At 62.0% G+C, this 19764-nt stretch carries 19 protein-coding genes; 8 read left to right on the forward strand and 11 right to left on the reverse strand.

Features of this window, described 5'->3' with window-relative positions; all coding sequences use genetic code 11:
- Window positions 1-113: 113 nt before the first annotated feature.
- From GX414_13065 to GX414_13075, 3 genes are read left to right on the forward strand one after another with little or no spacing between them, the layout of a single operon-like run.
- The gene (locus GX414_13065) at window positions 114-2087 is read left to right on the forward strand and encodes a DUF2339 domain-containing protein (protein NLI48029.1); all 1974 of its coding nucleotides are present in this window, start codon (window positions 114-116) and stop codon (window positions 2085-2087) included.
- Complete coding sequence (locus GX414_13070; GenBank protein NLI48030.1) at window positions 2084-3442, forward strand: DUF3999 domain-containing protein; 1359 nt, start codon at window positions 2084-2086, stop codon at window positions 3440-3442. The genes GX414_13065 and GX414_13070 overlap by 4 nt, the downstream gene beginning before the upstream one ends.
- Before the next feature lie 7 nt (window positions 3443-3449).
- On the forward strand, window positions 3450-4844 hold the full coding sequence (locus GX414_13075; protein NLI48031.1) for a sodium:solute symporter family protein: 1395 nt from the start codon (window positions 3450-3452) through the stop codon (window positions 4842-4844).
- Window positions 4845-4846: 2 nt separating this feature from the next.
- Here the strand turns inward: GX414_13075 and GX414_13080 are convergent, their stop codons facing one another.
- The 10 genes from GX414_13080 to GX414_13125 form a co-directional block, all read right to left on the reverse strand.
- Window positions 4847-5305: a hypothetical protein gene (locus GX414_13080; GenBank protein NLI48032.1), complete on the reverse strand. Its 459-nt coding sequence runs from the start codon at window positions 5303-5305 to the stop codon at window positions 4847-4849.
- Between the two features lie 114 nt (window positions 5306-5419).
- On the reverse strand, window positions 5420-5830 hold the full coding sequence (locus GX414_13085) for an OsmC family protein (GenBank protein NLI48033.1): 411 nt from the start codon (window positions 5828-5830) through the stop codon (window positions 5420-5422).
- 10 nt (window positions 5831-5840) lie between these two features.
- The gene (locus GX414_13090; GenBank protein ID NLI48034.1) at window positions 5841-6839 is read right to left on the reverse strand and encodes a radical SAM protein; all 999 of its coding nucleotides are present in this window, start codon (window positions 6837-6839) and stop codon (window positions 5841-5843) included.
- Window positions 6840-6937: 98 nt separating this feature from the next.
- Entirely contained in the window at window positions 6938-7387 is a 450-nt protein-coding gene (locus tag GX414_13095; protein NLI48035.1) for a D-tyrosyl-tRNA(Tyr) deacylase, read from the reverse strand.
- A 3-nt stretch (window positions 7388-7390) separates the two neighbouring features.
- Complete coding sequence (gene ispG / locus GX414_13100; protein ID NLI48036.1) at window positions 7391-8485, reverse strand: flavodoxin-dependent (E)-4-hydroxy-3-methylbut-2-enyl-diphosphate synthase; 1095 nt, start codon at window positions 8483-8485, stop codon at window positions 7391-7393.
- A 15-nt stretch (window positions 8486-8500) separates the two neighbouring features.
- Window positions 8501-9820 (reverse strand): RIP metalloprotease RseP, encoded by a 1320-nt coding sequence (gene rseP / locus GX414_13105; protein ID NLI48037.1) that lies wholly within the window; start codon window positions 9818-9820, stop codon window positions 8501-8503.
- 11 nt (window positions 9821-9831) lie between these two features.
- Window positions 9832-11028 carry a 1-deoxy-D-xylulose-5-phosphate reductoisomerase gene (locus tag GX414_13110; GenBank protein ID NLI48038.1) on the reverse strand — a complete coding sequence of 399 codons (1197 nt, stop codon included), beginning with the start codon at window positions 11026-11028 and terminating at the stop codon, window positions 9832-9834.
- Complete coding sequence (locus tag GX414_13115) at window positions 11012-11845, reverse strand: phosphatidate cytidylyltransferase (GenBank protein NLI48039.1); 834 nt, start codon at window positions 11843-11845, stop codon at window positions 11012-11014. Before GX414_13115 ends, GX414_13110 begins: the two co-directional genes overlap by 17 nt.
- Before the next feature lie 4 nt (window positions 11846-11849).
- Window positions 11850-12641: an isoprenyl transferase gene (locus GX414_13120; GenBank protein NLI48040.1), complete on the reverse strand. Its 792-nt coding sequence runs from the start codon at window positions 12639-12641 to the stop codon at window positions 11850-11852.
- Between the two features lie 35 nt (window positions 12642-12676).
- Window positions 12677-13930 (reverse strand): PDZ domain-containing protein, encoded by a 1254-nt coding sequence (locus GX414_13125; GenBank protein NLI48041.1) that lies wholly within the window; start codon window positions 13928-13930, stop codon window positions 12677-12679.
- A 115-nt stretch (window positions 13931-14045) separates the two neighbouring features.
- Between GX414_13125 and ruvX the strand changes: the two genes are divergently transcribed.
- Window positions 14046-14471: a Holliday junction resolvase RuvX gene (ruvX, locus tag GX414_13130; protein NLI48042.1), complete on the forward strand. Its 426-nt coding sequence runs from the start codon at window positions 14046-14048 to the stop codon at window positions 14469-14471.
- A gap of 10 nt (window positions 14472-14481) precedes the next feature.
- Window positions 14482-15486 carry an endolytic transglycosylase MltG gene (mltG, locus tag GX414_13135; GenBank protein ID NLI48043.1) on the forward strand — a complete coding sequence of 335 codons (1005 nt, stop codon included), beginning with the start codon at window positions 14482-14484 and terminating at the stop codon, window positions 15484-15486.
- Between the two features lie 80 nt (window positions 15487-15566).
- Here mltG and GX414_13140 read toward each other — a convergent pair whose 3' ends face one another.
- Window positions 15567-16226 (reverse strand): CDP-alcohol phosphatidyltransferase family protein, encoded by a 660-nt coding sequence (locus GX414_13140; GenBank protein ID NLI48044.1) that lies wholly within the window; start codon window positions 16224-16226, stop codon window positions 15567-15569.
- A 173-nt stretch (window positions 16227-16399) separates the two neighbouring features.
- Between GX414_13140 and GX414_13145 the strand changes: the two genes are divergently transcribed.
- From GX414_13145 to xerD, 3 genes are all read left to right on the forward strand, one after another.
- Window positions 16400-18310 (forward strand): hypothetical protein, encoded by a 1911-nt coding sequence (locus tag GX414_13145; protein ID NLI48045.1) that lies wholly within the window; start codon window positions 16400-16402, stop codon window positions 18308-18310.
- Window positions 18310-18942, forward strand: coding sequence for an MBL fold metallo-hydrolase (locus tag GX414_13150; protein NLI48046.1), 633 nt, complete (start codon window positions 18310-18312; stop codon window positions 18940-18942). Before GX414_13145 ends, GX414_13150 begins: the two co-directional genes overlap by 1 nt.
- 2 nt (window positions 18943-18944) lie before the next feature.
- Window positions 18945-19764: site-specific tyrosine recombinase XerD (xerD, locus tag GX414_13155; GenBank protein ID NLI48047.1), on the forward strand; the 820-nt coding region annotated here is incomplete at its 3' end.

Consider the following 19764-nt stretch of genomic DNA (forward strand, 5'->3'; position numbering starts at 1 on the left):
CGCCGCGGGGTGGTGTCGCGGCGTGGCCCTGATGCAATTGACATCGGTGGGGGTATCGCTGACAATGTTCCCAACGTGCACCGCATCATTCGAATCGGTTCGAGGAGGTTGTCGTGAAGTGCCCCCAATGTCATGCGAGCATCGCCGAATTGGCCCGGCACTGCATGCAGTGCGGCCACAGGTTTTCGGATGACGACCTGGAGCGGATCCGGGCTTTTCAGGAATTGCGGCAACAGCTGCAGGTCGTCCGAAAGCAGGTTCGCGGGGTGTGGGAGAACCTGGACCAACTCGATGGTCGCGTCACGGCTTTGAGCGAACGCTTGGTGGCTGCCTCGGCCGAATCTCAGCCCAAACCCCAGGCAGCCGGGACGCTCACCGCGGACCAATCCGCGACACCGGAGCAGCAGCCGAAAACAGAGCCCGCCCCGGCGCCGATCGCTCCCTCCCAACAAACGCTGCACGCTGCTGCCCGGGCGCCGGAGATGGAGGTCCGCCTGGGGCAGAAGTGGATCCTGGCCATCGGTGTGATCATCATTGTTCTGGCTGTGGGGTACTTTCTGAAGTACTCCTTTGACCGAGCCTGGATCGGTCCGGCCGGCCGGGTCGCGCTCGCGTTTGTATGGGGCATCGGGTTGCTCGTTGCAGGAGAGCTCTTCCGCCGTCGGGGTTACCGGGTTTTCGGGCTCTGTCTGGCTGGCGGCGGCGTGGCGGTTCTCTATTTCGCGACATTCGCCGGTTTCCAGATCTATCAACTATTCGGACAGGCCCTTGCCTTCGGTGTCATGGTCCTGATCACGGCGCTGGGCTGCGCCCTGGCAGTAGTCTATGACAACAAATGGCTGGCGGCCCTGGCGATGATCGGCGGTTTCTTGACCCCACTCCTGCTCAGCACCGGTCAGGACAACCAGATCGCCTTGATGACCTACCTCACGGTTCTGAACCTGGGCCTCCTGGCCATTGCCTTTCGCAAGCAGTGGGCCTTGCTGAACGCTCTGGGTTTCATTTTCACGTACATCATCTACTTCGCCTGGGGTGTCAACCACTACAATGTGTCGAAGTTCTGGCCGGCGATCATCTTCCTGAACATCTTTTACCTCATCTACACCCTGATGCCCTTTGCTTACCAGTGCTTTCGCGGCCGGATCGATCGCCTGTGGGGTTTCCTGATCATCACGCCGAACTCCTTGCTCGCCTTCGGTGTGAGTTACGGGCTCATCGCCGACCGCTCGGACGGCATCTGGGCCAGCGTCGTATCGGTGGCCTACGCATTCATCTTTCTCGCCCTGGCCGCCTTCCTGGAGCGGCGGGGCCAGCGCAGCCTAGGCGCGTTCGTCGTGCTGCTGGCCAAGGCGATGTTGTTCCTGTTCATCACCGTGCCCATCATTTTCTCGGACCATTGGATCACCGTGTTCTGGGCAGCACAGGCGGTCGCGCTTGTCTGGATGGGCCTGCGGCTGGCCCGCCCCAGCTTGCAGCTCGCCGGCGCCGGTGTGCTGACCCTGGCCGGCGGCAAGCTGCTGCTCTGGGATTATCTCGACAATTTCGATCTGGATCTGGGCAGCCTCTACTTCCCGGCCGGTTACATGAGTTGCGCGGCGGACCGCTGGTTGTCCGCCGCGGTGGTCATCGGACTGACGATTGTGTTTTACCGGCTGGTGAAGTACTACCTGCCGCGTCCGGAGCATCAGGTGCTGCGCAGCACGCTGGCCACTCTGGCCGCGATCGGCTGGAGCGGGCTGCTGTTCTGCCTGCTCAACCTTGAGGTCAGCGCGTTTTTCTACGACTACCTGCCCACCGGACGGTTTGCGGCGGTATCTGTGCTCTGGAGCTTGTACTCGGTGATGCTCATGCTGCTGGGATTCCGGTGGAACCGGCCGTCGCTGCGTCGGCTGTCGCTGGCGTTGTTCAGCCTGACGATCCTCAAGGTGCTCATCTGGGACATGGCCGAAGTGAAAACCCCTTATCGTATCATCTCCTGCTTCGTCCTGGGGTTGCTGCTGGTTGGCGTATCGTATCTCTACCACCGCTACAAGGAAGTGCTCTTGGGGCCGCGGCCTGAGGGGGGCAACCCGGAGGGACAATCATGAGCCGGCATCTGCTGGTGGGCATGTGGCTGGCGCTCGCCGCCGGAACGGCGTTGGCCCAGGTGGACAGCCCCACGACGGAGCAGTTCAAATATCAGGCGGAAATTCGGGGTTCAATCCGGCGGCATGCCGTCTGCCGAATCCCACTTCCACTGGAACTGTTGTCCCGTAGCGAATCCAATTTGACCGACCTGCGGCTGTTCGACGCCGATGGGCGTGAAATTCCGTTCGTCGTCCGGTTCAGCCGCCTGCAGCCAAAGACAACCGAAGCCCCCCTCACGATCACCGGCTACGAACAGAGCCGGGGCGGCGTTCAACTGGTTGTCACGGTTCCTGAGGCGATGGGCGCTGTGAACGGGATCGAACTCACGATTCCGGAAAGGGACTTCCGGAAACAGGTCACGGTGATGGCGAACAATGCCGCCGGACCCGTCATCGGCCAGGACACGATTTATGATTTTTCATCCTACGTGGACTTGCGACGGACCCGGGTGGATTTTCCCGCCACCGATGCGCGGGTGCTGGTTCTGCGGATCACGGATTCCGAGACAATGCCGGAGAACCGCGACACTGTGCAAGTCACCGCCACGGGTCTGGAGATCATCTTCAGCCGAAGCTGGGCGAAGCAGCTTCGCATCGACACCGTCCTCGGACGATCGGTGCAGGCGGAACCTGGCGGCCCCCGCATCGACCGCTGGCTGCTGCGCCCCGTGCCGACCGCCCAGAATGCCAGCCGGCAGACGGTGATCCATGTGCCCGTGCGCCTGCCCGCCGGTCGGATACTGTTCGACGTGGCTACGCCGGTTTTCTACCGCGCAGTGACCGTAGAGAGCAGCCTCGACGGCCGCGACGGGAGCTGGCAACCATTTGCCAGCGGCACCATCTGCGCATTCCCACTCGGCGGACAGCCGGAGCGACGGTTGCAGCTGGATCTGCCGGGTACCGGTATCGCGCGTTACCGGATCGCCATCGAAAACGGCGACAGCCCGCCGCTGGAAATCCGCTCGCTGTCGTTTGAAAGCCCGACCCGGGAGATTTTCTTCGTGGCCGACGACGCGCGGCAACCGTACCGGCTGATGGTGGGCGCCCGGTCGGTCCGCGCCCCCAACTATGACATCGAACGTTTCGGTGACAGCGATGCCTGGGCCGATCAGGCCCGGAATCAGGTCACCATGGGAGCGGTCACCGGCAATCCGGACTATGACCCTCAGGCAGGCACCTCCCGCCGGGCACAGGTGGAACGGACGGTGCTTATCGCCGTGATCCTGGTGTTGGTGGTCGGTTTGGGATACTGGTTGTTCGTCCTGCTGCGGAAAGATGGCGTGGGCACTCCCTCCGGCGACAAACCCGACGCCTGAGGCTGGCTTGGTCCGCGCGCTTATTATCATCGTATATCTGGCGGCTGTCGCTGTCGCCGGACTCTGGCACGTCCGCGCCTCCCGTCGGCCCGACGATTATTTCGTGGCCGGCCGGCGGGGTGCATTCTGGCAGGTCTTCGGCAGCCTGGGAGCGACAATTGTCGGCGCCTCGGCCACATTGGGAGTTTGCGGCATGGCGGCGACAAGCGGTTTTGGCGCGTCGGCGTGGCTGTGGGGCGGTGCGCTGGGTCTGATCGTCGCCGGTTGGGCCGCGCGACGGCTGCGACAAGCCGAGACGGTCTACACGGTGCCGGAGTATTTGGGCATCCAGTTCGGTCCGCTGGTCCGGCGTTTGTCCGGGCTGCTCATCGTCACGGGCTGGATCGGCGTGATCGCCGCTCAATTGCTGGCCATCGGTTGGATTGTCGGGCCGGTGGCGGATTGCCCCGCGCCACTGGCGATGACGGTCTCCGCCTTTCTCCTTGGTGCCTATGTGACGGCCGGCGGGCAAAAATCGGTCTTGCGGACGGATCTGCTTCAATTGGGGGCGCTGACCATCGGCATCACCATGCTGGGGGTGGCGGCTTGGCGGTCGCTGGCAGCGGGAGAGTCAGCTGCGCTGTTGCAGATGCGCTGGACGGATTTCATTGCCGATCTTCCCTCCCGGGGCGGCGATTACTTATCCCTGGCTTTGGTGACGTGCATCCTGTTTGCCACAGGACCGGACATCTTTTCCAGGTTTCTCTGCGCCCGGACCGCGATGACGTTCCGTCGCGCGGCGGTAGCCTGCGGTACGCTGCTGATTCCGTTCAGCCTCTGGATCTCCGCCATCGGTGTGATCGGCGCAACGGTCTTGCCCGTTACCAGAGGGGATGCCCTGCTGCCGACCCTGACCGTCGCCGTGTTGCCCGAATGGGGGCAAGGGTTGGTGCTCGCAGGCCTGCTGGCCGCCGTCATCTCCTCGGCGGATACCTGCCTGCTGACGGCATCCTCGATCCTGGTCATGGAGGTGTCGCCGGAGTCGGCCCACCCGGATCGGGACGCTTTTCGACGCCGGATGCGCGTCGCGGTTCCCCTGGTGTTGCTCGTTGCGCTGGTTGCCGCACTCATCTACCCATCGATCATCGGGGCACTCCTGACGGGATACCAGATTTATGCCGCGGCTGTCAGTCCGCTGCTTCTGCTGGCCGTGGCCGGTCAGGGGACGCGGATTGGCAACCGAATGGCTGCCGGGCTAAGTCTGGCGGGTGCCTTGGTGGGATTCGGAGCAGTCCTGACCGGATTCAGCTGGCTGCTGGCGGTCTGGTTCGGCTGTGTCGGAGGTGGGGTGCTCGGTGCTTGGGTTATGGATTGGCAAAAAAAAAGAGCCGTCCCGAAGGAACGGCTCCATGCAGATGATTAATCCTACTTGACGTAGATTTCGACAAAGTGCTTGGCGCCTTTGTCGCCGTTCTCGGCACGGACGCGGACCTGGAACAGGCCCCGCAGAATGAACTCAGCGGTGTTCGACTTCACTGTGGCAGCCAGTTGATCATACTCGGGAGTGCCGCTGGGAATATCGGCCGCCTGAGACAGAAAATTGATGTAGGCGGCATGGCGGACGGATTCATCGGTCGGCATGGCGGAACTCAGCCAGGTAAACCGCTCGTAGTACACGATTTCCTTCTTAGTCTTGATCACGATCATTTCCTTGCCGGTGCCGACATAGGCATTCAGGTCGGGCTTCTGCAAATTCAACTTCAGGTTCAGCGATTTGGCGTACTCGGATTCTGTAAATGCGACAGTGGTCTTGCCGATCGCGGCCAGTGGGGCGATGGAGAGGATCAGTCCGATGATCATCACGGTGGCGGTCAGTTTCTTCATCATGTCTCCTCGGAAGGTTGGTTTCGATAAAAAAGAGGGTTATTTTAACTTAAAGTTTCCCGCATCAATAACAAAATTATCGGGTGATCGAGAGGAATCCGATGTCGCGGGCAGTCAGTCCTGGATGATGATTTCGTGGGTGATGGGGCAGGCCTTTTGCAACATCGCGGCAACTCCACAATATTTTTCCTGCGACAGGTTGACGGCTTTCTCCACTTTGTCACGCGCGATATTCGGGCCTGCCAGAATGTACCGGATATGGATCCGGGAAAAGATCTTCGGGTGATCGGTGGTCAGGTCGCCGGACACCTCCACCGAGAAGCGGGTGAATGAAACCCGCATCTTGGTCAGCAGACTCACCACGTCCATTCCGGTGCAACCCGCCAATCCGGTCAGCAGCAAGCCTTTGGGCCGCGGCCCCGAGTCGCGGCCGCCGTGTTCGAGGGCCGCATCCAGCCGGATGGCATGACCGTCCTGCGCGGCCGTGAACGCCAGACCTCCGTCCCACGCCACGGTTATATTCATGTCCACCCTCTCACTGGGAGTTTTGGTTGAAAACCCGCATCGAAATGTTCTCCCACAGTAACTGGGCGAACGAGATCTCGACGTACGACCGGATCGACACATAGCAGCCGCCGCAGGTGTTGTGGGCGGAGAATTCTCGAGCCATGCGGTCCTGGGTATCGAAATTGATCCGCTGGAGTGAACAGGGATTCAGGTTGCCCTCGGGTCGAACCACCATAAACCGGATGCCGGCGCTGCAGTTGGGGATGTTGCCCTCACGCATGAATCGCATAATGCCATCCAGGTTGTAATGGGAGTTTACCACCCGGCGATAGACGCCCTGGCGCCGCTTGCAGCGCGCGAACAGTTGCTCCACAGCGTCGAGGTCTTCGGCTTTGCTCACGACGTACTCGAGGTTTCGGGTGCGGAGCGGCGTGTAGATGCTGAAGCTCAGGCAGACACCCCAGCGGTCGGCCGTCTGGATGATGTGTTCAAGCTCGCCGACATTCGCCGAGGTGATGGCGGTGTTGAGCACCACATCGCCATGGCCTTCGGCGGCCAGTTGCGGGATCACCTCATCCAAGATGTCGTACAAGCCGGGGATCAGTCGGAAGTCATCATGTCGGGAATCGGGAAAGTCCAGTGAGATGGAGAACTGGTTCACCCCCGCTTCGCGGAACGCCCGGTAGCGCTCCAACGTCATCAGCGCGCCGTTGGAGACCAGGATCGTGTAAGGGAAGAAGGGATTGAGCTTGACGGCCCGAACCACATCGAGCAGGTCGTCCCGGAGGAGCGGTTCACCGCCGGACAGTTGGATCACCGGCGGGTGGAACTGGTCGATGAATCTCCGGAAGCCCTCCGGTCTCATCCGTTCTTCGTCGGGGCGGTGGCCCTCGATGTCGCAATGCCGGCAGTTGGCGTTGCAGGAGAGGGTGGTCTCAAAGGATATGACCACCGGACGGCCAGAAAAAAAGTTCCGCGTTCCGTGCCAGATCAGCTGCGGTGCGTATTTCAGGGGAATATGGGGCATGCTGTCCTCGGTTCAGGCAAATAACCGGATATGATAGTCAATGCGACCCGTAAATGCAATTCGCAATTTAGCTCAGAGGCACACACATCCGGATGTGCCTAGAAGACCTTCCGGCTGTCGAGCAGCAGGGTGACCGGGCCGTCGTTGACCAGTTCCACGTCCATATCGGCTTGGAACTCGCCGGTCGCCACCGGAACAGGGCCGAGGCGGGCCAGACGGACGAACTCGTTGTACAACCGCTCGGCCGCCGCCGGTTCCATGGCATCGGAATATGATGGGCGACGGCCCTTCCGGCAATCCCCATGCAGGGTAAATTGGGAGACGACCAACAGCTCTCCCCCCACGTCTTGGATAGATAGATTCATCTTTCCCATAGGATCGTTGAAGATTCTCAGCTCAAGTGTTTTCTTGAGAATTAATTCAGCATCGGCCAAGGTGTCGTCATGCCCTATCCCCAACAGGAGGAGAATGCCGCGGCCGATGCTCCCTGTCACCAGGCCGTCCACCCGCACCGCCGCCCGCGACACCCGTTGAACCACGGCCCGCATGAATCACGCCCTCCGGTCCGCTTCCTGGTTGGAGGCCGGCTGTTCGGCGAGGAAGCGCCGAACCTCGGCCACGAACGCCGCCACCAGGTTGTCGTTAGGTATTTTCTTCACCACTCGGCCCTTCTCCACGACAAGCGAGGCTGTCCGGCCGCAGGCGAGCCCGATGTCGGCTTCGGCCGCCTCACCGGGCCCGTTGACCTCACAGCCCATGACGGCGATCGTGATGGGCGCCTGCACGTCGGCCAGCTCCCGTTCCACCGCTTCGGTGATGGCGATCAGGTCGACGGCGGTCCGGCCGCACGAGGGGCACGAGATAAAGCGGGGACCGCGCTGCCGGATGCCCAGTGCCTTTAGAATTTCAAAACCGGCGTCGATTTCCTTTTCAGGCGGTGCAGTGAGCGACACCCGCAGGGTGTCGCCGATCCCGTCGAGCAGCAACGCGCCGATGCCGATGGCTGAAACCACCGTCCCCGCCGCCTGGGTGCCTGCCTCGGTCACACCCAGGTGCAGAGGGTACGGGACGCGCCGGGCCATGTCCCGGTAGGCGGCAACGGTGGTCGGCACATCGGACGCCTTCAGGGAGATCACGATGTCGTGAAAATCCAACTCCTCGAGCAGGGCCACGTGCCGCATGGCGCTTTCCACCAGCGCCGTCGCCGTGGGATGGCCGTGCTGTTTCAGAATGTCCCGTTCCAGAGAGCCGGCATTGACACCGATCCGGATGGGCACCTGTCGGGCCTTGGCCTCTTCGACTACTCGCCGTGCTTTGTCGCGGCTGCCGATGTTTCCAGGATTGATGCGGATTTTATGGACGCCGGCGGCGAGCGCCGCGAGGGCCAGCGTGTGATCAAAGTGTATGTCCGCCACCAGGGGAATATGGATCTGGCGGACGATCTCGCCGAGCGCCGCCGCCGCCTGGGCGTCAACTACCGCGCAGCGGACCAGGTCGCACCCGCGCGCCTCCAGACGATGAATCTGGGCCACCGTGGCGGCCACATCCCGCGTGTCGGTGTTGGTCATCGACTGCACCGAAACCGAAGCGTCGCCGCCGACGCCGATGGAGCCGATCCGAACAGGACGTGACGGCCGCCGTTGGATGCGCACGATAACGCCTCATTCCACCGCTTTCAGGATATCCAAGATGATCACCACGCCCATCAACGCAGCCAGCATCAGAAATCCGATCTGGACTGCCCGCTCCTTAAGACGGAGGGGCAGGTCGCGGCGCAGGATCATCTCGATCAGCAGGATGAAAATCATGCCGCCATCCAGGAGCGGTATGGGCAGGAGGTTGACCACCGCCAGGTTGACGCTGATCAGTGCGATGAAACTGAAGACGACCGTGAGCTTCAAGGTCTTCACCGCCTCGCCGGAGGCTTCGGCGATGCCCAGAGGGCCGGACAGCTGGCGCATGGACAGCCGCCCGCTGACCACCTTGCCCAGGACCCGGTATGTCATCACCACGAAATTATAGTTGTCCTGCAGCGACCTGCGGAGCGATTCAAGCAGGCCGTAACGCTCCTCCAGGCGGTCGATGACGATGGTGAAGCCCAACACCCCGCGACGGGGCTCGTCTTTGGAAAGCGCCGGCCGGCCGGCCAACGTGACCAGATCCTGACCGCGCTTCACCGACAGAGACACCTCGCGGTCCACACTGCGCTGGATGAGGCGGGAAATGTCCATGTACCCTCTGGCGGTGTACTGTCCGTCGGTGGCCTCGAGGATCTCGTCACCCGGCCGCAGGCCGATCCGTTGAGCGGGAAATCCATCGGCCACCGAGGCGATGCGGGTGGGGATCATGGGCAGAATGCCTGTGATTTCCGACGGATCCTGAAGCGTCTCGGCCAGGACGATCGAGGTGCTCCGAGTCTGTCCGTCACGCTGGTAACGCAGCGGCACGGTCTGCTTGGAAAAAGTGATGGCCAGCAACTGGAAATCGGCCCAATCCCTGACCGGGCGTTCGCCCAACGCGATGATCCGGTCGCCCACGGCCAGTCCGGCCGCCTGGGCGGGGGACCCGTCCACAATATGACCCGCCACCGCGTCGTCGTGATAGAAAGTCGGCAACTCGATGCCCACCATGTAATTGATGGCCACCAAAGTGACCGCCAGGATGATGTTCATCGCAGGACCGGCCAGCATGACCATGATCCGCTGGTAACGTGGCCGGGCAAGGAATTCGTTTGGATCGCCCGACAACTCCTCGCCGAAGTACTCGCCGGCCATCTTCACGTATCCGCCCAGGGGGATCAAGCTGATGCGGTAATCCACCCCGCCGCGGCTGAATCCACAGAGCCGCTTGCCGAAACCGAGCGAGAACACTTCGACCCGGATGCCCAACAGTCGGGCCACGATGAAGTGACCCAGCTCGTGCATGAAAATCATGAGCCCCAGGATCAGGATGAAGGAGACGGCGTTGATCAAGTAATCCATTAATATCCAACCTAAGCGGAATGGTGGGACCGGATCATCTGCCGCGCGACGGCCCGGGCCTGCCGGTCCACCTCGATGACCTGGTCGATGTCGTTCAGGGGCGAGCGGGCCAACGTCGCCATGGTGTGACGGATGACCTTGGGAATATCCGTGAACGCGATCTGATGGTGCAGGAACGCTTCGACGGCGATCTCGTTGGCGCCGCTGAGCACCGCCGGCAGGCTGCCGCCCGCTCGCAGCGCGTCATAAGCCAGCGCGAGGCACGGGAACTTGTCCGGCTCCGGCTCATGGAATTCCAGCGGTGAAGCGGCCAGTAGATCGAGTTCGGCATCGCCGCAGGCCGTGCGTTCGGGAAAATTCAGGGCGTAGCGGATCGGCAGCTTCATGTCGGTCCGACCCATCTGGGCCAGGATCGAGCCGTCTACGAACTCCACCAGCGAATGAATCGTCGACTGCGGGTGGATCACCACCCGGATGGCGTCAGGCGGCAGGCCGAAGAGCCAGTGCGCCTCGATGACCTCGAGGCCCTTGTTCATCATGGTGGCGGAGTCAATGGTGATCTTGGGCCCCATCCGCCAGGTCGGATGCCGAAGCGCCACATCCGGCGTGATGGCCGCAAAATCCTCCACTGGTGTCCGGAAAAACGGGCCGCCGGAAGCTGTCAGCCAGATTCGTTTGGCGTAGCGGATCTGGTCGCCCTGCAGGCACTGGAAGATCGCGTTGTGCTCGCTGTCGACGGGCAGCAAACGGACGTGCTGCGCCCGGGCGGCGGTGATCATGAGTTCGCCGGCGGCCACCAGGGTTTCCTTGTTGGCCAAGGCGATGTCCTTGCCGGCCATGATGGCGCGGTAGGTCGGCATCAGGCCGGATACGCCCACCATGGCCGCAACAACCAGTGCGGTGTCCGGTGCGGTTGCGACGACGACGGCGCCTTCTGTGCCCGTCAGGATCTCGGGCAGCGGAACACCGGCCGCGGTGCGTTCCCTGAGAGCGGCGGCCAGTAACGCCCCGGCGCTCTCGTCCTGAACGGAAACACGCCGCGGCCGAAATTCCAAGATCTGGTCGGCCAGGCTCTTCGTATTGCGTCCGGCGGACAGACCGGTGACAAAAAACCGGTCGGGTTGGGCGCGCAAGACGTCCAGCGTGCTCCGGCCGATGGAACCGGTGGATCCGAGGATGGCGATGCCTTTCTTATCCGAGTGTGACATAACCGGATGCGATGCACCATTGCACGGCGTAGTAGAAGGGCGGCGCCGTGAAAATCAACGAATCCAGGCGGTCCAGCACGCCACCGTGCCCTGGAATGATCTGCGAAGAATCCTTGACTCCCGCCGCGCGTTTGAATTGGGATTCGAGCAGATCACCCACCTGGCCCCACGCTCCGACGGCACCACCCAGCAGCAGCAGCGGCCAGAGCGACTGAGACGGCGGTAGCCACCACCAGGCAGCCAAACCGACCCCCGCGCTTCCGAGCACTCCGCCGATGGCGCCCTCAATGGTCTTTTTCGGGCTGATCCGCGGTGCCAGCGGGTGGCGGCCCAGCCAGGTTCCAATGAAATAGGCAAAGGTGTCGCCCACCCATTGAATCAGCAAGAACGCCATGAGCATGCCGGCGCCGCAGGCGGGGTCAATCCTGAACCGTATGTCCACGACGAAAGAGAAAAGCACGAACAGGTACAGAAATCCGGCACTCGGCCACACCAGCCGGCTGACGATCTCCTCGTTCCGCTTGCTGGACCAAACAGCCAGGCCGCCCGCGATCAAGAAAAAGGTTACGACACCGGCCACGCGATGATCGGTGAACAACGGATGGACCACGGCGAATCCGCAGAAACCGGCCGCAGCCATCGTTGGCCAGAAGCCGGGCGATCGATCCAATCGACCGTTCCGCAACAGCAGGAACTCGCCGAAGGCGATGAGGCAAATGAGCGTGACGGCCGCGCTGAAGACGATGGGCGGCGCGAAGAACCCGGCGGCGATGACCAGGGGAATCAGGACGAGTGCGGAGAGGATGCGCGTGATCATGAAACTAGGACGATGTTTCGCCGGCAAGCCCGCCGAATCGGCGCTCGCGCTTTTGGAAGTCCAGCACCGCCTCCAGGAAATGGCGCTGGCGGAAATCCGGCCAGAGGGTGGGGGTAATGTAAAACTCGGTGTAGGCGATTTGCCAGAGGAGGAAGTTGCTCAGCCGATACTCACCGCTGGTCCGGATCAGCAGATCCGGATCCGGAAGTTCATCGGTGTAGAGGTTTCGAGCGATATGCTCGACATCGATGGCCTCGGGAGACAGGGTGCCGGCTTGGACCTGCCGGGCGATGGCGCGGACCGCGTCTATCAGTTCGGTTCGACCGCCGTAGTTCAGGGCCAGGCTGAGTTGCAGCCCGCGATTGTTCGCCGTCCGGGCCGCCGTCTCACGGAGCAGATGCCGAACCGGGCCTTCCATCTCGTCCAATCGCCCAATCGCCCGCAGGCGGATGTCGTGTTTCAGGAGCGTGCCCAATTCGGTTCTCAGGTAATGCTTGAGCAGGCGCATGAGCTGCTGCACTTCCGTTTTGGGGCGCTTCCAGTTCTCTACGGAAAACGCGTAGAGGGTCAGATAACGAATGCCCAGTCGAGCGGCGGTCTCGATGACTTGCTTGACGGAGTCCGTGCCGGCCTTGTGGCCTTCGATGCGGGGCAGGTTGCGAGCATTGGCCCAGCGGCCGTTGCCGTCCATGATGATCGCCACATGGACCGGCAAACTGTTCGCATCGATGCGCTGCAGCAGCTGCGCTTCGGCAGAATCCGGTTCCATGACGCCTTCGAATGATTTCCAAAGCATGTTGTATCCGGTTGGTGGGCCGGGGGAGCCGGAGTTCAGGCCGCCACCGGCTCGGCCGTTTCTCCCTGCTTGAGGACCTCGAGCGCTTTTTCCAGCTGTTTGGCGTACACGGTGTCGATGTACTTTCGGTAGAGTGGGTAGGCTTCCTGTCCCGTGGCCATCTCGTAGTCGATGTAGAGCGACACCGCGAAATCCGCGGGCGGCGATTTGATACCGGGCTTGACTCCCGCCAGGTTGGCTTTCGTGTTCATGATGGGTCGGCCGGCGGGCGTGATATACCGAATGTGGGTGATGTAAAGCGCCGAGCCATCAGCCAGGTCGATGAATTTTTGTTCGGATGCGGTGCCGTTGGTTTTCTGTCCCACGAGGGTGCCGCGCGCGTTGTCCTGGATCGCGGCGGCCAGCACCTCGGCCGGTCCGCTGGTAAAGCCGTTGGCCAGTACCACCAGGGGTCCGCGGAAGAGGGTGTCGTCTTTCGTCGCGGTGATCAACGTCTCCTCGACCGAATTGCCGCGCCGCCGGGTGATCACGCCTTCGTCCAGCAGCATGTCGGCAATGCGCAGGGCGGGTTCGTAGCAGCCGCCGGAGCAATCGCGCACATCCAACACCAACTGCTTGACATCGCTGCTGATCAGCGTGTTGAGCGCCCGCTGGAAATCATCCGCGGCCGCCGGATGCAAATCCACCAGACGGATGTAGCCAGTTCCGGCTTCCAAAATGCGCGTTTCGGGCTGCGGCGGCTGGATCACATCCAGCCGGACGACCAGTTCGTGAAGTTCCTCCTCACGGCCGCGGACGACGCCCAGTTTGACAGTCTGGCCCGCGTCGCCCCGAAGCATCGCCAGAGTGACGGGGTAACTCTTCTCGCTGACTCCCTGGCCATCGATCTCTTCGATGATGTCGCCGGGGAACAGGCCGGCTTTTTCCGCGGGTGAGCCGGGCAACACCTGGAGAATCCGATAGTAACCGGCTCGGGCGGAGAGCACGATGCCCAGTCCGCCTTTCTTTTCCTGGCTGGCGCGTACAAAGCTCAGCTCGTCGGGATTGAGGTAAGTTGAGAATGAGTCCACGCCGCCGGCCAGGCCTTTCAAGGCATTCTCCGTCAGCGGTTTCATCTGTGGTTTCTCGACATATTCGTCTTGAATCTTCTTCAAGACGTCGTTGAATAGGGAGATGTTCTGGTACGTTTCGTCCTTGGCCACCACGCGGCCGAGGAAGCCGCCGACCACGACATAGACAACCACCACGGCGGAGAGTATCAGCACCATCAATTTGCCACGCTCGATCATGAAACCTCCCGGGTTCTGGCGCAGGAATTATACTAGAAGCTGTTGATAGATAAAAGGGAATTTGTCGGGCGCACCGGGCCATGTATAATGGCTTGCCGGAGGATTGGAGGACGGTGTGAGATACCTGGCTCTAGATGTGGGTGACAAAACCATCGGGTTGGCGGCTTCCGATCCCACCGGGTGCCTGGCCCGCCCCGTCGGCACCCTGAAGCGAACGGATGCGGATTCGGATTTCGCCGCACTCCGGTGCACCGCCGACGATTTGGAGGCCGAAACCATCGTCGTCGGCTACCCCGTCCGGATAGACGGACAGGCCGGAGAAGCCAGCCGCCGGATGGACCGGTTCGCCCGGCGCCTCCGCGGCCGTCTGGACCGGCCGGTGCTGGGTGTCGACGAGCGCTATTCATCGCTCGAAGCTGCTGAATGGCTCGCCGGCCGGACATCCCGAAAACAGAGGTTCGACGAGCACGCTCTGGCTGCGGCGATGATTCTGCGACGATTCCTCGAGGAGGGGGATGCCGTTGTCATGGCGCGGTGGTAACAGACTGTTAGTGTTGACTGCCCTGGCGATCGGCATCACCGCGGCTCTGTGGCTCATCAGCGAGGTGCGCACAGGGTATACCTTCCTGTTTCAGACCCCGTATCAGGGATATCTGGCAAAAGCGGCGATGGTCCGACTGGATCCCGGCATTAGCGCCGAGTCTGCAGCGACCCGGCTGGAAGCGGCCGGAGTCATCGCCAGCGCCCGGGTCTTTATCCGATACCTGAACTGGCAGGAATGGACGCATCGGGTGCAAGCGGGGACCTACCGATTTGAGCGTCCGATGACGCTGCCCGATGTGGCCCGACAGGTGGTGCGAGGTGAGGTGTCGCGCAACACGGTGACCCTGCCTGAGGGGTGGACGGCGTCGCGCATGTTCCGGGAGTTGGAGGCGGCCGGGATCGGCCGGTACGGCGTCTATCGGCAGTTGTGGGCGGATCCCCGACGGGTGGCCGATATCGCGCCCGAAGCGACGACGCTCGAGGGATATCTCTTTCCCGATACATACGAGGTGCCCGCAGGCGTGTCGGAGGATGCGATGACGGGGATCATGGTGAGGCGCTTTCGGCACGTTGCGCTTCCGCTGATCCAGGCACGCAGCGCCCGAAACCGCCGGACTGTTCACCAACTGGTGACGCTCGCCTCACTGGTCGAAAAGGAAGCCGGATCGCCCGACGAGCAGCCGCTCGTGGCGTCGGTTTTCGCCAACCGGCTGGATTTGGGGATGCGCCTCCAGTGCGATCCCACCGTGATCTATGCCGAATGGCTAGCCGAAGGCGAGTGGGACGGCGAGATCAATCGGAGCGACCTGTCCCGCCTGTCACCGTACAACACCTACCTGAACAGCGGACTGCCCCCGGGCCCCATCGCCAATCCAGGACGGGGTGCCATTCTGGCGGCGGTTGAGCCCACCCCAAGCCGATACCTCTATTTCGTATCGATGAACAACGGGCGGCACCTCTTCTCCGACAACTTGCGCGAGCACAACCGGGCGGTCCATAAATACCAGCGCTAAACCGGCTGAGCCCCGCCGCGACAGACGCAGCGGTCTTGAAGATGGTGTGTCAGAGGGCAGGGCGGCGATGTCCGGCTCGATCAGCACTCGATGGGATGCTTCGGCTCGTCAGTGTTCTCGGCTTGGAATGACGGGGTGATGGGCATCAGAATGTTCACCTTGGACAGCTCCATCCAGGTGAAGATGATGCGGCTGATGACCGTCCAGTTGGACAGCACGGCGATCACCCACAGCACGTGCTCCACGCGGTAGAACCAGGTGCCCAGGATCAGCAGCACCACGCGCTCCGGGCGTTCCAGAAATCCCACCTTGCACTTATCGATCAGACTTTCGGCGCGGGCGCGGGTGTAACTGGTCATCATGGAGCCCATGATGCAGATCCCCACCAGCACCACGTAGGTCATGCGCGGCATCTTGCCGAAGTAGATGATCAGGCCCAGGTAGAGTACGATGTCGGAGTAACGGTCGATGACGCTGTCGAAGAACGCGCCGAATCTCGTTGCCGTGCCGGTCAAGCGGGCCACCGCGCCGTCCAGCATGTCCATGGCGCCGGCAATGAAGATGATGGTGCCGGCGATGCCGAACTGGCCTTTGGCGAGGTAAAAAGCGGCCACGATATTGATTACAAAACCCAGCAGGGTGATCAGATTGGGATTGACCTTGATTCGACCGAGAGCGGATGTGAGTTTGGTCAGCAGGAATTGCCCGCCGGCGCCGATGGTTCGCGTGAATGAAAGCATCGTGTCCTCGACAAGTGGCCAACATACTGGAATTACAGATGAATTGCAACATGAAAGTTGTGCCGCACGAGGGCGGCATCTCAATGAAGGGTCATTTGGATTTGACAGGTCCGCCGGACGGTGGGATAATCCAGAAACTGTTGAATATCAACATGCTAACTTGCGGAGTCGGCATGCCTGAACAGCACAATCTCCCGCTGATATTGGCCATGTCCGGAATGATCCCCTGGATCCTCGCTTTCGTTGTCATGGGGCTGGCTGTCCTCGCCGGCTGGCTCGAGCGGAAGCGGCGCGAAATGGAACGGCGGCAACAGGCAACGGAAAAGCAGATCGGTGAGTTGACGGTGGAGTTGAGTTTTCGGGAGGCTCTCTACGATCAGAGCTGCGCCATCATCAGTGACGTGGACCGGGCCACCCGGCGGCTGCCGGAAGTGTTCGATGAAATGGGGCGGATTCTCCGACTGCCGTATGCCGCATTCGTGTTGAGGGATTCGGTGACGGGACAAGTGTTGGACCATCAATATCCGGCGGACCGGTTGGATGCCGCCCGGCTGGTGGAGCGCATCCTGAGCCAGGCGGGACCGGCGCCGGAGGCCGCCCCGGAACCCGTGCGCTTGCCAATCGGTTGGGAAAGCGGCTTGACCCTCGAAGAGGGGAAGAATGTGTTTCAGTCGGTGACACTCTGTCCCATTGTTCATGCCGGCGAGACGGTCGGTGGGGTGTTGCTGGCACTCCCGTCGGATGCCATTGAACGCCGGGAGAGAGATCTGGTGCGAATCGGCAAAATCGTTGAAACGCTTTTCGCCTACCGCACGTTGCAGAACGAGTTGGCCCGGCGGTCGGAAGAAGCCGATACGGTCTCGGCCTTCCTCAGTGAGATTGCGGTGTTCGCCGCACTGGACAAGGTGATGGAGGCGTTTCACCGCTATCTCCAGGAGACCTACCCGAACGCGACGGTCACCCTGCTTTTGGAGACAACCGACGGCGGGATCGAGGTCCGCCACGGTGACATGCTGGAGCAACCTCTCATCCTCTCATTGCTGCCCAGCGTCCGGCAGGAGCTCGAAAAAGGCAAGCAGCTGCTGTACGCCTCTGATGCCTTCGCCCTGATGAAGAAGTATCCGCTGCCCTCGCCACCAAAGAACGTGCAGTCCGTGCTGGTAATCCCGTTGGTGACGTTCAAGCATATCTTCGGTTACGTGGTTTTGGAATCCACCCAACCACAATTGTTCCACGCGGCATCGCTGAGCACACTGTTGCGCCTGGTGGAGATGGGATCGTTCGTGTTGCGAAAAACCTTGTATTACCAAGGGGAGATGGACAAACTCAACGCAGAGATCAACCGGTTGAGTCAGGCCGGCAGCCGGCAGGCGATCCAACTGTCCGAGCTGGAGATGGCGCTGCGTGAAGCCACAGAATTCAACACGGTGTACGCGGTCGGCCAGTCCATCCGCGTTCATCTGGCCAGCCTGCGCGGTTTCGTCCAGATGCTCGAGGATGGAGTCAAGCGGAGCCTGCGCGATGCCTATGATCCGCTCCTGTTCCGCAACTGCGTCGTCGAAATCGAGAAGGTCGAACGCAGCCTGCAGAAACTGGACCTCACCCGGGTGATCACCGATCGGGATTATCCCCTCAAGATCCAGCCGGTGGCCTTGATGTCCGCTCTGGACAGCGTGTTCGTCGCGATCCGGTCCAAAACCGTGGCGAAGAGCGTCGAGATCGACGCCCGGTTTGACGCCCGGCTGGGGCAGGTGATGCTCGACGAGGAACTCACATTGCTGGGGCTCCGGCTGTTCCTCGATCGGCTGCTCGATTTCGTCTCCGGCGGCAAGCTGCAGGCGGTCGGTCTCGCCCACGAAAATGCCGCGCCCGAACTCATGATCCGCTTCAATCCCCCGACGGGCGCCCGGAGCAACAAGGACAAACTCGCTGCCTTCGATGTGGCTCGGGACTTCCATTTCGTCCTGCTGAACCGGCTGATCGCCCGGCAGCGCGGTCAGCTTGATTTCGAGCTCACGGATGCCGGCGGATTTCTGCTGCGCATCGTCTTTCCCGAGGGCCAAGCACCGGCCAAGGATAAATGATGGCCTGTTTTCAGATCGAAACCGTCGTCGTGGGCCCGCTCGAGGTGAACTGCTATCTCATCGGTTGCCTGGAGACCCGGCACGCCGCGATAATCGATCCGGGGGCGGACGGCGGCCGCATCGTGGACCGTCTGCGCGCGTTGGATTGGCGCCCGGTCATGATGATCCACACGCACGGCCATCTGGACCACTGGGCCGCGGCTGCTGACGTGGCGGACGCCTTTCCCGTGGTCGGGCATCTGCATCGCCACGACGAGTACCTCCTCACCGCTCCGGACATCTTCGGCCTGGCCCCGCTGCTGCAGGCGCGCCCGTGCCCGGAACCGCGCGCATGGCTCGATGACGGCCAGCAGCTGGTGGTGGGCCGCTTGGCCATTCGGGTGCTGCACACTCCGGGACACACCCCGGGTGGGTGTTGCCTGCTCCTGGACACAACCTGCTTTTCAGGCGACACGCTGTTCGCCGGCGGCATCGGCCGGACCGACCTGCCGGGCGGCGACGAAGCCGCGTTGCTCTGTTCCATCCGAGACCGGATCCTCACGCTCCCTCCGGACACGCGGCTGCTGCCGGGACACGGTCCGGAGAGCACCGTGGCGGACGAAATTCACTTCAATCCCTATATCGTGCTCTGAGCATGAGCCGGGATCTTCTCGCCGAGTTTTTGCAGCACCTGACCGTTGAAAAAGGGTTGGCCCCGAATTCCGTCGCGGCTTACCGCACGGACCTGCGGCGATTTCAGCGCTTTCTGGAGGGGCGCAACCGGGAGCTGACCCAGACCGAGCGGGTGGACCTCCTCGCCTATCTGAAAGAATTGTACGCCACAGGGTACAAACCGTCTTCGGTGGCCCGAGCCGTGGCCAGTTTGCGGGGATTGTTCCGATTTCTGGTTGGGGACGGGCACATGGCCGGCGATCCCGCCGAATTGCTGGAGGCGCCCCGGCGCTGGCATACGCTCCCGAAGTACCTGAGCCCGGCCGAGGTGGATGCATTGTTGTCACAGCCTGATCCGGTGTCACCGGAGGGGCTGCGGGACAAGGCGATGCTGGAACTCCTTTACGCCACCGGGCTGCGGGTGACAGAACTGGTCAACGCCAAGGTGTCCGACGTCAATCTGGAGATCGGCTACATCATCTGCCTCGGCAAGGGGAGCAAGGAGCGGATCGTTCCGGTGGGCGATCAGGCCCGGGATTGGGTGCAACGGTACATCCGCGAAGCCCGCAATCTGCTCATGAAACAGCCGGAGCCCTACCTCTTCGTCAATCGGTTCGGCCGACGGATGTCCCGGCAGGGATTCTGGAAGAACATCAAACGTTACGGCCGTGACGCGGGGATCATGAAAAACATCACCCCGCACCTGCTCCGGCACTCGTTCGCCACCCACCTGCTGGAGAACGGGGCCGATCTTCGATCGCTGCAGCTGATGCTGGGGCATGCGGATATCGCCACCACCCAGA

It is taken from the genome of Acidobacteriota bacterium, from assembly GCA_012517875.1.
Classification (GTDB): Bacteria; Acidobacteriota; JAAYUB01; order JAAYUB01; family JAAYUB01; genus JAAYUB01.

Coding starts and splice junctions, on each gene's coding strand:
- GX414_13070 (NLI48030.1), top strand. CDS start 2,084: ATGAGCCGGCATCTGCTGGTGGGCATGTGGCTGGCGCTCGCCGCCGGA.
- GX414_13080 (NLI48032.1), bottom strand. CDS start 5,305: ATGAAGAAACTGACCGCCACCGTGATGATCATCGGACTGATCCTCTCC.
- GX414_13085 (NLI48033.1), bottom strand. CDS start 5,830: ATGAATATAACCGTGGCGTGGGACGGAGGTCTGGCGTTCACGGCCGCG.
- GX414_13090 (NLI48034.1), bottom strand. CDS start 6,839: ATGCCCCATATTCCCCTGAAATACGCACCGCAGCTGATCTGGCACGGA.
- GX414_13095 (NLI48035.1), bottom strand. CDS start 7,387: ATGCGGGCCGTGGTTCAACGGGTGTCGCGGGCGGCGGTGCGGGTGGAC.
- rseP (NLI48037.1), bottom strand. CDS start 9,820: ATGGATTACTTGATCAACGCCGTCTCCTTCATCCTGATCCTGGGGCTC.
- GX414_13110 (NLI48038.1), bottom strand. CDS start 11,028: ATGTCACACTCGGATAAGAAAGGCATCGCCATCCTCGGATCCACCGGT.
- GX414_13115 (NLI48039.1), bottom strand. CDS start 11,845: ATGATCACGCGCATCCTCTCCGCACTCGTCCTGATTCCCCTGGTCATC.
- GX414_13120 (NLI48040.1), bottom strand. CDS start 12,641: ATGCTTTGGAAATCATTCGAAGGCGTCATGGAACCGGATTCTGCCGAA.
- GX414_13125 (NLI48041.1), bottom strand. CDS start 13,930: ATGATCGAGCGTGGCAAATTGATGGTGCTGATACTCTCCGCCGTGGTG.
- GX414_13140 (NLI48044.1), bottom strand. CDS start 16,226: ATGCTTTCATTCACGCGAACCATCGGCGCCGGCGGGCAATTCCTGCTG.
- GX414_13145 (NLI48045.1), top strand. CDS start 16,400: ATGCCTGAACAGCACAATCTCCCGCTGATATTGGCCATGTCCGGAATG.
- GX414_13150 (NLI48046.1), top strand. CDS start 18,310: ATGGCCTGTTTTCAGATCGAAACCGTCGTCGTGGGCCCGCTCGAGGTG.